10 protein-coding genes are annotated in these 12,036 nt (G+C 43.9%); 6 read left to right on the top strand and 4 right to left on the bottom strand.

What is annotated here, in order from left to right:
* Window positions 1–36: 36 nt before the first annotated feature.
* Both PWYN_RS05920 and dhaS read right to left on the bottom strand, forming a co-directional pair.
* A complete protein-coding gene (locus PWYN_RS05920; RefSeq protein ID WP_036649448.1) occupies window positions 37–1,617 on the bottom strand; it encodes an oleate hydratase in 1,581 nt (526 codons plus the stop codon).
* 561 nt (window positions 1,618–2,178) lie between these two features.
* Window positions 2,179–2,748, bottom strand: coding sequence for a dihydroxyacetone kinase transcriptional activator DhaS (gene dhaS / locus PWYN_RS05915; protein ID WP_036649447.1), 570 nt, complete (start codon window positions 2,746–2,748; stop codon window positions 2,179–2,181).
* Window positions 2,749–2,951: 203 nt separating this feature from the next.
* Between dhaS and PWYN_RS05910 the strand changes: the two genes are divergently transcribed.
* A complete protein-coding gene (locus tag PWYN_RS05910; protein WP_052087785.1) occupies window positions 2,952–4,280 on the top strand; it encodes an RNA-guided endonuclease InsQ/TnpB family protein in 1,329 nt (442 codons plus the stop codon).
* Window positions 4,281–4,468: 188 nt separating this feature from the next.
* On the opposite strand, the gene PWYN_RS05905 is transcribed toward PWYN_RS05910, so the two are convergent.
* Window positions 4,469–4,867, bottom strand: coding sequence for a hypothetical protein (locus tag PWYN_RS05905; protein WP_036649446.1), 399 nt, complete (start codon window positions 4,865–4,867; stop codon window positions 4,469–4,471).
* A gap of 46 nt (window positions 4,868–4,913) precedes the next feature.
* The gene (locus tag PWYN_RS05900) at window positions 4,914–5,429 is read right to left on the bottom strand and encodes a hypothetical protein (RefSeq protein ID WP_036649444.1); all 516 of its coding nucleotides are present in this window, start codon (window positions 5,427–5,429) and stop codon (window positions 4,914–4,916) included.
* 125 nt (window positions 5,430–5,554) lie between these two features.
* Between PWYN_RS05900 and PWYN_RS05895 the strand changes: the two genes are divergently transcribed.
* From PWYN_RS05895 to PWYN_RS05870, 5 genes are all read left to right on the top strand, one after another.
* Window positions 5,555–6,781 carry a threonine synthase gene (locus tag PWYN_RS05895; protein ID WP_036653368.1) on the top strand — a complete coding sequence of 409 codons (1,227 nt, stop codon included), beginning with the start codon at window positions 5,555–5,557 and terminating at the stop codon, window positions 6,779–6,781.
* A gap of 180 nt (window positions 6,782–6,961) precedes the next feature.
* A complete protein-coding gene (locus tag PWYN_RS05890) occupies window positions 6,962–7,918 on the top strand; it encodes a carbohydrate kinase family protein (protein ID WP_036649442.1) in 957 nt (318 codons plus the stop codon).
* 404 nt (window positions 7,919–8,322) lie between these two features.
* Window positions 8,323–9,330 carry an ABC transporter substrate-binding protein gene (locus PWYN_RS05880; RefSeq protein WP_036649438.1) on the top strand — a complete coding sequence of 336 codons (1,008 nt, stop codon included), beginning with the start codon at window positions 8,323–8,325 and terminating at the stop codon, window positions 9,328–9,330.
* Between the two features lie 101 nt (window positions 9,331–9,431).
* Window positions 9,432–10,994 (top strand): sugar ABC transporter ATP-binding protein, encoded by a 1,563-nt coding sequence (locus PWYN_RS05875; protein WP_338049178.1) that lies wholly within the window; start codon window positions 9,432–9,434, stop codon window positions 10,992–10,994.
* Entirely contained in the window at window positions 10,991–11,962 is a 972-nt protein-coding gene (locus PWYN_RS05870) for an ABC transporter permease subunit (RefSeq protein WP_036649437.1), read from the top strand. The genes PWYN_RS05875 and PWYN_RS05870 overlap by 4 nt, the downstream gene beginning before the upstream one ends.
* The last annotated feature ends 74 nt before the right edge of the window (window positions 11,963–12,036 follow it).

Below are 12,036 nucleotides of genomic sequence, written 5' to 3'. Positions count from 1 at the left end.
GACTCCTCATGCTTTCGCCTTTTTGACATGCACCTTTTATCTAAAAGAAGTAACAAAGCTCGTAAACAACGTTCGCACATCGAATTGATGCTGGTTGATCGGTTCAATCGGTCGGTTGATACCAAGCAGGGTGTAAACTGCAATTCTGGCAGCCCGTACGGAGTACTCTTCAGTAAAGACTACATCATCCGGAATTTCGCAATACTGCCCGACGAACGCCAGATTTGTAGAGCCTTCAGGAACCACCTTCGGTCTGTCACTGTTTAATCTAGGCATGAATTGAGAGGTGATATAAGGCATCATGCAAGGGATACAGTTGGCGGTAGCCATAATTTCATCCTTATGCTCTTCGAAATGAAGGTGCCCGATCAGCTCTTCCATAATTTCTTCCCCGGTACAGTCACACATTCTTTTCTTCACAAAATCGCCGACCTTATCCGGATACAGTCCGTAGCCCCAGAATACTTTCACATGCTCCGGCTGGTTGCGGAAATGCGGCTGGAAGGCCAATACGATAGACATGAACCAGCTGGAATCCTTGAAGGTTACCAAAGCACCGGTCCCGGCACGGTTACGCGAGAACTTCTCCATTAGATCGAAGAACTTGGAATCCTGGAAGGTCACGGTAAAAGATTCCCATTTAGATCCGTCTACATGGTCATCGAAGGAAGAAGGATTGCCGAGGCCCGGCTTCTTAGCAGCGATGTTCTCCCACAGTTTCCATGAGCTTCCCTTACCGTTCAACTGTGGGGCGGAAGTCATGGAGCCGAGACTGGAGCCCTCAGTCATGGAACCGTTTGTGACGATTACGAGATCGCCCTCGTTCACATGGATTACATCTTCTACGCCTTCCCGCAGCACGTTCATCTTAGTCACGGTAATGCCGTCGCCGTCTTTAAACTCGAGGTCTGTTACTGTGCATTTAAGAGTAAAGTCTACGCCGAAGGGTTCAAGATACTTGTGCATCGGCAGAATGATGGAATCGTATTGGTTATAAGGAGTGCGAGTTACCCCTTCTAGGGTCTGTATTCTTGGGAATTCATGAATGAAGCGGATCATATATCTTTTGAATTCAACTGCGCTGTGCCAAGGCTGGAACGCGAAAGTAGTTGCCCACATATACCAGAAATTGGTCTCGAAAAAGTGCGGTGCGAACCAGTCGTTAATCCGCGCTTTGCCCATTTTATCTTCAGGAGTAAGGATCAGCTTACCCAATGCCATCCGGTCAGCCATATCGAAGCCCATAGACAGAACATCTTCAACTTCGCCCTTGCTGTTTACGAGCCGGGCGTTGGAATGCGTCGGGTTGGCGGTATCAAAGGCTATAATTTCTTCTCTAACGGACATCCCCGGATGATCGATTGAAGGAATGGTCAGGAGCAGCTCCCATAAATTCTCATAGGCTTCATCATTAAGCATCCGTCCGCCTCGAATAACATAACCTTCCTCGACATCGCCTGCACCGTCGTTGCTGCCGCCGAGAATTTTCATTTCCTCAATAATGTGAATGTTCTGTCCCGGAAAGTCACAGTCTCTGACGAGGTAAGCTGCACCCGCAAGTGATGCAATTCCGCCGCCCACAAAATAAACCTGTTGATTACCGTACTCTTTTTTCACGATTGTCGCCTCCAAGGTTACTGATTGCTGTTTCATGACCCTAATGTAATACAAGGCCGACGCAGGGGGTATAATCAAAACCTCCGGAGTGTAAGGTTTTTGGTCACTTGAGGGAAAGTGTCTAGCTTTTAGACAAAATATGCGATAGTTTGGTTGAACTCTGATGTCGGACAATGAGCATGATCTCGATATAATAGAACTCCACGATCTCGATATAACAGAACTCCACGATCTTCGGCTAATCTGAGTTGTTGGAACACCTCTTCTCAAACTTTGAGCGCGGGAACATTTAATTTAGCGGGAAAAAATCCCTCTAATCCTGAGTAATGACCACCGTTTGAGCTTTTAGAGGGAAATTATCCCACTAATTCTGCCGTTTCCCCTCGAATGGGGCATATATCCTTGTATATCTCAAAATTAGACGGAAAAAATCCATCTAATTTATGTTTAAGAGAAGCAAACGTTCAATTAGAGGGTTTTATTCCCTATAATTGGCCAACCCAACCCAACCCACGCCATATCCAAACTAATGAGCTACAAAAAAACCGCCGAACAGAGAGGTTACGACGGTCGTTTCTCGTATGTGTGCAAGGCTTTCAGGAAGTTTCCTTCAATCAGCCCGCTTAGCTTCGTAATGATCAGTTTCGGTTCATCCTTCATACCGTTTCTCATCCACTGGATCATGAGGCCGGTGAATGCCAGCGTATAGAAGTTCGCAATAAACCGTTTATCTTCGCCGTTGACCTCAAGTCCCGTGGCCAGTTCATTAATGACACCCATAATGAGGTCATTCGTCACTTCGTACAGGTAAGCGTCCAGATGGTTTCGACCCAGGGAATCCAAAGTGTTGCAGCAGAAGGCTTTATTTCTTTCGATATAACAGAAGATACGGTAAAATCCATCCGTCCACGTATTGTAGCTCCGATATTGAGCAATGCTTTCGACCGCTTCAGTCTTATAAATCCAGCCGAGCAGATCGAATATATCCTGAAAATGATAATAGAAGGTTTGCCTGTTCAATCCGCAATCATCCACCAGATGCTTGACGGAAATCTTATTGAGCGGTGTATGCTCCATAAGGCTTTTTAACGAATGGGCGAGCGCATTTTTGGTAAGGAAGGAATTGGACACGGTAACAACACCTTTAACAAACTGCCCGGAACTCCTCTTCCTCAACCAAAGGTAGGTGGGGGATGGATAGGGCGGTCTAAATTTTTTCTTGCTTCAGAGCAACAAATAAAAAAGTCGTGCCTATTGAAATTTTTGCAGGAAATTTTGTACAATGGTTATACAAACATTTGTTCTGAAATAGTTGGAAAGCGAGGTCCTGACTGATGGCAAACGACAAAAATGGAAATTACATTAAAGGAACTAAAAAAGAATTGCCAGAAGATTGGGTAACCTATGGCTTTTGTTATGCTGTGTTTCCAAGCAAAGAACAACAACCCAGGCTTGAACGTTCATTCGGTTGCGAACGTAAAGTGTACAACGAGTATGTTGCTGGATTGTATGAGTACCTTGAATCTATTGAATACACCGGCGGACGCATTTCGTACAAAGTTCCAAACTACACGACGATTACGAATAAGTTTGATTTTCTTGATAAATCGAATGATTCTTTTGTATATAACGACGCAAAAATGCGTTTTACGGCAGCTATTAAAAAGTACAACGAGCAGTATGCGAAAAAACCAATTCAATTTAAAAAATCAATTCGATATAAAATCAAAAATGAGGGTTACATACCGAATGTTCGCGATATTAAAGGCTTACCTAAATTTCACAGTAAGAAGCAAGGTAAGCTAAGTTATACAACTAATCAAACAAACGGCAATATTAGCGTCGTTAAAAATGAAAACGACAACGGTTATTTGCTTCGCATTCCAAAGTTTCAAGATGGAATTGCAATTCATCTCCATCGCGAACTACCCGTTGGTGGAGTCGTAAAAAAAGCAACTATCCGTAGAGAAGGAACGAAATATCTCGTTTCGTTGTCGGTTGATTTTCCGTTCAAAAGTGAAAAACCTATCGAACAAATCAATCCAGAAAAAGTCATTGGATTGGATTATAGCCAATCCGAATTGTATGTGGACAGCAATGGTGAAGCAGCTGAATATCCACGTTACCATAAAATAATTGAAAAACGACAGCGTAGGCTGAACAAGTCTCTTGCCCGTAAAAAAAATGCTGCTTCACTGGGCTCCGAGGGGAAGATTATCTATTCAAATAATTATAAAAAGACCTTATCGGAGTACCAAGATGTAATGAAAAAAGCTAAGAATCAAAGAAAAGATTTTCTACATAAAGCAAGTAATCAGAAGACCAATGATTATGATGCAATCGTTGTAGAAGACTTGGATTTGAGTAACTTGGCACAATGCCTGTCGCTCGGTAAAAAACTGCACGATAATGGCTTTGGGATGTACCGAAATATGCTTACATACAAAGCCTTGAAAAAAGGAAAACACTTTATCATCGCTGATAAGTTCTTTCCTTCAAGTAAATTGTGCAGCGAGTGCGGAGGCAAAAACAAACACTTAAAGTTATCAGACCGTGTATTTTTGTGTCCACATTGCGGCTTAAAAAAGCACAGAGACCACAATGCCGCACTTAATCTTAAACAATACGGCATAGGGCTCCTTGGTCAAAAACTGACCGCGTAAGTAACAACAAAATATATAGCGGTAGGGACACCGCAAATTCAAGGCTGAGGACATGGGGCGTTGGCTCTGTGGATGAATCAGCAATAAAAGAGAAAGAGTTTTTTCTTTCGAAGCCCCCACTTCAAAACCTTTGGTTTAAGTGGAGGGTAGTTCACGAGAAGAATTTTAATGAGAATGGTAGGTCACAGCTACGGGTTCCTGCGCTGCCGCTTCATAATCAAATTAATCCCTTCGACCAACAAACCGATTGCAAATCCTCCAACCATAAACACGACAAAGGTCAGGAAACCGGCGAGATCCTCCCAGCCTGACAAATCCCTTGAAGTGTAGGCGTACATTAATATCATCCCGAGCATAATGCCAGCAGTGGAGAGCAGCCACAAGTAGCGCGCACCCAGCCATCCGAAACCGTTAAGGATACCGGAGATTACAAAGGCAAAGAGTGCAAAGCGAAGCACTATAATGATGTCCATGCTCTGACCCAGAAAAGCAAATCGATAGAGAATCAGCAGCAGCCACAGTACCAGTCCATAAACTCCAAACCATATGGACCAGCGTTTGCTTTTTACAGGAGGCATAAAGTTCATTTTTGACCCACCCCAATCTCAAAGGTATCATTCTGTCTAATTCAGTTTAGAGGGTTTCCAGCTCTTCTGCACTCTGAATCATATGCTTCAGCAGCTCCGGAATATCCTCCATCTGATCTTCATTAATCTGGCGTTTGAACTTAAGCTCAATGGTATTGTTACAGGTTTCTTGTTCCTGTTCGTAGATGAAACTCAAGGTCTGAATCGGCTGTAGATCCGGGCCCCAAATGGCGAACAGTGTATTTTGAATGTCCTCGCATTGATCGCTTTCATCTTCGACTTCCATATAAAATCTGAGCAGCAGCGTGCAGCCGGGAGAAGCTCCGGGAACCTCCAGAATCTCATCACCCAAATCCTTTATAGAGGAAAGTAATACAACTTGGGAGGTTACTTTTTCGCTATCCTTCAATTTGAAGGAAACCCTGAATTCTCTGGACATCAGGGCCAAATCCAGCAGATCTGCGCGATCTGTAACTTCAATAATCCCATCCAGATTGTCCAAATCATAGATCTGATTTTCAAAAGCATACTTTACATTATCGAAGACAGTGGGGTGGAACACGACGGGCACCTTCTTTAGTTTCTTTATATTGTATCATGACGCAAAAAGCATTGAAAATGTTGCAAAGCCTAGTCATAGTTAAGGGGTTGGAACGGTATGAATATATCAGAAAAGGCGGGATTGATATGAACTTCAGTTATTTATCTCATTTAGATTGTCCGCAATGCGGCGAGACCTATGATGCTAATGATATACAACAGCTTTGTGTCTGCGGTTCTCCGCTGCTGGTTCGTTATAAACTGGATCGGGTTAAACAGGAGTTGAAGCGTGAGGATCTTCTGAGTAGAAAAGCAGACCTATGGAGGTATCATGAGCTGCTACCGGTTAGTGATCCTTTGAATGTTGTGACCCTAGGTGAAGGTATGACACCTCTGCTGGAGCTGCCAAAGCTAGCGGAGGACTATGGAATAACCACCTTGCTCATGAAAGATGAAAGCCTTGTGCCAAGTTGCAGCTTCAAGGCACGCGGGGCGGCGGTTGGAGTATCCAAGGCAAAAGAGCTCGGCGTCCGTAAGCTGGCGATGCCTACTAATGGTAATGCCGGAGCAGCTTGGGCACTTTATGCTGCCCGGGCAGGGATCGAGGCAACGATAGTGATGCCTCTGGATGCTCCCAAGATTACACGCAGCGAGGTGGCATTGGCCGGGGCCCGGTTGTACTTGGTGAACGGGTTGATTAGCGATGCCGGGAAGATCGTTGCGCAGGAGGTTGGGCAAAACGGACTTTATGATGCCTCAACATTAAAAGAGCCGTATCGTATTGAAGGTAAGAAAACGATGGGAATTGAAATTGCCGAGCAATTGGGCTGGGAAATGCCGGATGTAATTCTGTACCCTACAGGCGGCGGGGTTGGGCTTATTGGTATTTATAAAGCATTGCAGGAACTGCAGGAAATCGGCTGGGTGGAGGGCAAGCTTCCGAGACTTGTTGCTGTGCAAGCAGAGGGCTGTGCGCCAATAGTTAAAGCTTGGGAGGAGAAGGCGGAACGCTCTGAGTTCTGGCCGAATTCGACTACAGCGGCTTTTGGGATTAACGTACCGAAGGCACTGGGGGACTTTCTGGTGTTGAAGGCTATCTACGAGACGGAAGGGGCTGCAGTCGCCGTTTCTGACGAAGAGATGAGCGTCGAGCAAGAAAAGGTCGCTCGTCTGGAGGGCGCGTTTATTTGTCCCGAAGGGGCAGCAGCCTTTGCCGCTGCACGTAAGCTAGCGCTTGCAGGCTGGATCACAGAAGGGGAAAGAGTAGTAGTGCTTAATACTGGGGCAGGCATTAAATACCCTGAATCGGTGCAGGTCAATCCGCCATTGCTTGAGGTTGGGGAATTCATTTCTCCCATCGAACAAGGTAAGTAATATTTTTATAAGTAAATGAGGATATTATCTAGCCGTTGAGCTAGGAATATCCTTTTTTTTGTAAAGTTCAATTGACACAACTGATGTTAGAACATATAATTCGAGTGATTAATCGATTGCGTAATCGATTAACAAGATTTATTGATGTTGAATAATCAATATGAGGAGGTTCTATTATTAATGGCAGATGTTGTAGCTTTAGGTGAAGTATTAGTGGACTTTACCCCAGCGGGCTTATCCGAGAACGGAAATATAAGGTTTGAGAGAAATCCTGGGGGTGCTCCTGCAAATGTTCTGGCTGTAATGGCTAAACTTGGAGTATCAACAGCCTTTATTGGAAAAGTAGGGCAGGATCAGTTCGGTAAGTACCTGCAAATTACCTTGAATGAGTGTGGCATTGATACACAAGGTATTGTGTTCTCTGAGGATGTCAGAACAACCCTGGCCTTCGTTCATCTAGATGAAGACGGAGATCGAGACTTCAGCTTTTATCGAAATCCGGGAGCAGATATGATGCTTCAAGCTTCTGAGGTTAATTTAGAACAATTAGAAGGTATTAAGATATTCCATTTCGGATCCCTTTCAATGACTCATGAACCCTCGGCAACAGCTACTTTAACCGCTTGCAAACATGCTAAAAAGAATGGAGCACTAATCTCTTATGATCCCAATTATAGAGCAGCACTATGGAAAGATGAGGAGTCTGCTATACAGGCAATTCATAGAGGCCTTCTATTAGCGGATATAGTGAAGATCTCTCATGAAGAATTAGAACTATTGACGGGAACAAGCGACTTAGATAAGGGTTCTTTAATCCTATTAGATCAATTTGACCTTCAGGTACTTCTGGTTACTCTAGGTGAACAGGGTTGTTTTATCGGTTTGAGGGGGGAGTCCGCTCTTGTTCCTGGTTTTGAGGTCACGGCCATCGATACAACAGGAGCAGGTGATGCCTTTTTTGGAGGCTTCCTATATAAGGTGCTTAGTAGGAATACTCCATTGAACCATTTTACAAAGGTGGATTATCTAGAATCAGTACAGTTCGCCAATGCAGTAGGTGCACTCGTGACTACAAAAAAAGGAGCAATCCCTTCCATTCCAGACTTTGCAGAAATAGAAAAACTTCTTAATAGTTGAATGAATGTTTTTGCTCATTTTTTAATTGACAGTACAAAACAAGCGGATTATAATTCAAATTATAATAAGGTAATCGATTAAATAGTACTTAGTAATCATAAATGAGCACAAATGATCAATACAGGCATTCCCTGGGTAATATTAACTTTCGTTTATAACGTCTTAATGTAAGCGCTTCTACTGGAATTATTACTTTAAGGGGGTGGTCAGGAAGATTAAAGTGATAGGAGATTCAGGGGGCATCGGAAGTTATAAAAAGGGGAGGTGTCTTATAAGGAGCGAATTCGACGGTCTACGGCTAAATAGATATCGTCCTGATTCACTCATGGTTGATTTCGACTGCATAGGTCACATAATTATACTTAATGAAAACGCTTTTATAAAAACTATTGGAGGTATTCCATTTGAAAAATACTAAGTCTTTAATGATCCTAATTTCTTTGTTTCTTCTAGTCGTGCTGTCCGCTTGTTCCTCAAATAATAATACAGCTACGAACAATAAAGGAGAGAATAAAGCGGCGAATACAACGGATACAGCTGCAACTACGGAACCGGCTAAGGAAGCAAAGAAGCTCAAAATAGGTTTGACTGTGCCATCACTTAGCAATCCGTTCTTTGTGGCAATGTCCAAAGGCGCTCAAGAAGTAGCGACCAAATATAATGCCGAAGTTATCACTGTAAGTGCAGATCAGGATCTCGCTAAGCAAACGGCACAAATCGAAGACTTTATTACCAAAAAAGTAGACCTTATCCTTCTGAGCCCTTTTGATTCCAAAGGCATCGCGGCAGCCGTTCAGCAAGCCAAAACTGCCGGCATCCCGGTAATCTGTGTGGATGGTTCTGCTGATGGTGGAATTGATTCTGTAGTTATGTCTGATAACGTGATGGCCGGAACACTGGCAGCACAGTATCTTGCTGATCGTCTTGGAGGAAAAGGCAATATTGTTATTATTGACGGTCCCCCGGTATCCGCTGTAACAGACCGAATTAAAGGCTTTGAAGAAGGTATTAAAGCGTTCCCTGATATTAAAGTAATTTCCAAGCAAAACGGAGAAGGAAACCGTGAGAAGGCTCTGAGCGTTATGGAGAATATCCTTCAAGCCAATAAGGATATCAATGCAGTATTCGCTATCAATGACCCTGAAGGTGTGGGCGTAAAAATTGCTGCAGAGCAAGCAGGACGAGGCGACGAGTTCTTTATCGTAGGGGTTGACGGTGCACCCGAAGCTGTTGATGCACTCAAAGAAAAGAAAGCCTTCGCAGCAACTTCTGCCCAGTTCCCTAATGAAATGGTTCTGAAAGCGGTTGAAATCGGCATTAAAATTCTTGATGGTGAAAAAGTAGAACAGCAAATTCTGATTCCGGTAGAACTGATTACTCAAGACAACGTGGATTCTTACAGAGGCTGGTAAAAGGTAGCTCAGGTGGTGTCCTTCCTTAGGGCACCACCTGCTTTACCAGAATAGATCCAAATTCAAAATGAGGCAATATGGGAGTGAAGGAGGAATTGACTGTGTCTTCTGCAGTAGATTCACAATTATACCGGACGTCCAAAGAAGACTGTTCGAAAGATATCATCCTAAGCATGGAAGCTATTCATAAATCCTTTTCAGGTGTACAAGTACTCCGCAATATTAATCTGGAGCTGCGCAAAGGCGAAGTCCATGCCTTAATGGGTGAGAACGGTGCTGGAAAATCAACGCTGATGAAGATTATGGCAGGCATTTATCGCCCGGATTCCGGCAGGATTATTTATAAAGGTGAAGAAATGGCTTGGCACAGCCCGCTTGAAGCAAGAGGGAAAGGGATCAGCGTCATTCATCAAGAGATAAGCTTGTCTCCGAATCTGACGATCGGCGAAAACATACTTATGGGGACCAAGTTTCCCAAGAATAAACTGGGCCTTGTGCAATGGGATGAGATTTTCAAAAAAACGAAAATAGTCCTGGAATCGATTGGTTCTGATTTAAATCCAAAGCTCAGAGTATCCGAACTGAGTGTTGCCCAACAGCAAATTGTAGAGATTGCCAGGGCACTGTCATTTAATTCTGAAGTATTGATTATGGATGAGCCTACAGCTTCATTGACTGATAAAGAGATCGACAAGTTATTTGTCATCATTAACGATCTAAGGGAAAAAGGTGTAGCTATCGTCTATATCTCTCACCGGATGGATGAAATTTTCAAGATTTCAGACCGGTGTACGATTCTCCGCGACGGTCAATGGATTTCCAGTCACCCGATTGCAGAAACCAATCCTGAACAGCTTGTTAAGCAAATGGTCGGTAGAGATTTAAACGACCTTTTCCAGAAAAAGTTCTCCCCGCTGGTCACTCCACAGGGAGAACCTGTTCTAGAACTCATCGACGTATGCGATAAGGGGATTGTCAAGAACATCTCCCTGAAAATCTATCCCGGAGAGATTGTTGGATTGGCAGGTTTAGTTGGTGCAGGACGGACGGAGCTAATTAGAGCCATATTCGGTATCAGTAAAATGACAAGCGGAGTAATCAAGCTGAACGGCAAGCCGGTGAACATAAAGTCGCCCATTGAAGCGATGAAGCATGGCATTGCACACGTACCGGAGAGCAGAAAGGAACAAGGTTTATTCCCCAATCTTTCGGTCAAAGAGAACATGATTATGAACCAGATGCATCTTTACCGCAAAGGTGGAGTTCTTCAATATGCGAGCATGAACGCAGAGATCAACAAGTATATGAAGGATCTGGGTGTCCGGGCAGCCTCCATTGAGCAGAATGTAATGGGCCTTAGCGGAGGAAATCAGCAGAAGATCGTTATTGCCCGTTGGTTATCCATCGGACCGAAAGTATTGCTGCTGGATGAGCCTACACGTGGAGTAGATGTAGGGGCGAAAACTGAGATTCATAAAATCATATGCGAGTTAGCGGAAAAAGGACTAGCGGTGCTGATGGTTTCTTCGGAGCTCCCTGAGATCCTTGGAGTAAGCGATCGAATTCTCGTAATGCATGAAGGGAAGCTGAAGGCAGAACTGTCCAAAGAAGAAGCAACCCAGGAAAAAATAATGTATTTTGCAACAGGGGAGATAAAAAAATGAATCCAAATACACAACTCTCATCGGGTAATTCCGTATCGTTGAAGCAGAAGGTTCTGCCGGTCTGGAATCAGCTCGGCATGCTGATTATCCTGATATTACTCTGTATCATCATGGCTTTATTCGCTCCTTATTTTACAGAGGTTAATAATGTCCTGAATATCCTAAAACAGTCCTCCATTACGGCGATACTGGCTGCGGGGATGACCGTAGTTATCCTTACCGGAGGGATTGATCTATCGGTTGGCTCTACCCTTGCATTATCTGGCGTTATTTCCGTAATGCTGTCTAATGCGGGCTTCCCTCCTCTAATAGCGATGCTTGCTGGAATTGGAACAGGATACTTTGCCGGTGTAATTAACGGGTATTTTACAGCGGTTACGAAGCTGCCTGCTTTTGTTGTTACTCTTGGTAGTATGACATACCTCCGGGGCGTCGCTTTTGTTATTAGCGGTGGTTTGCCTTTGGTGCTTAAGAATAAGTTTTTCATTTTTTTCGGTGCGGGTTCCATTCTTGGTATTCCGACACCCATCTACATTATGATGGTCGTATATGTCATTATGTTCTTTGTTTTAAAATATACGATGTTTGGTCGCCACGTTTACGCCATTGGCGGTAATGAAGAAGCCGCCCGCTTAACGGGAATTAAAGTGGAGAAGACATTGATTAACGTATATTCCATTAGCGGTCTGATGGCCGGTATCGCTGGGGTGGTAATGGCCGGTCGCGTCATCTCTGGTCAACCGAATGCTGGCGTGAGCTTTGAGCTGGATGCCATTGCGGCTGTTATTTTGGGAGGAACGAGCTTTGTAGGTGGGGTAGGCCGAATTCAAGGAACGATTATCGGCGTATTGATTATGGCTGTTTTAAGTAACGGTCTAACGCTACTGAATGTTGACTTTTATTGGCAAATGATTGTAAAGGGTCTTGTCATTGTAATTGCCGTACTCTTGGATAAGCTTCGCAACTAGTCCATCCGTTTTAGGTGTATCCCTGCCTGTTCATCTTAAGTTTGACATGGCAGGGATGTCTTATCTAACTAGGA

This window comes from Paenibacillus wynnii (assembly GCF_000757885.1).
GTDB lineage: Bacteria > Bacillota > Bacilli > Paenibacillales > Paenibacillaceae > Paenibacillus_AQ > Paenibacillus_AQ wynnii.
This window is presented reverse-complemented; position numbering and strand designations above follow the sequence as displayed.

Excerpts from the sequence above, each read along its gene's own strand:
- PWYN_RS05910 (WP_052087785.1), top strand. The coding sequence starts at position 2,952 with ATGGCAAACGACAAAAATGGAAATTACATTAAAGGAACTAAAAAAGAA.
- PWYN_RS05905 (WP_036649446.1), bottom strand. The coding sequence starts at position 4,867 with ATGAACTTTATGCCTCCTGTAAAAAGCAAACGCTGGTCCATATGGTTT.
- PWYN_RS05895 (WP_036653368.1), top strand. The coding sequence starts at position 5,555 with ATGAACTTCAGTTATTTATCTCATTTAGATTGTCCGCAATGCGGCGAG.
- PWYN_RS05890 (WP_036649442.1), top strand. The coding sequence starts at position 6,962 with ATGGCAGATGTTGTAGCTTTAGGTGAAGTATTAGTGGACTTTACCCCA.
- PWYN_RS05870 (WP_036649437.1), top strand. The coding sequence starts at position 10,991 with ATGAATCCAAATACACAACTCTCATCGGGTAATTCCGTATCGTTGAAG.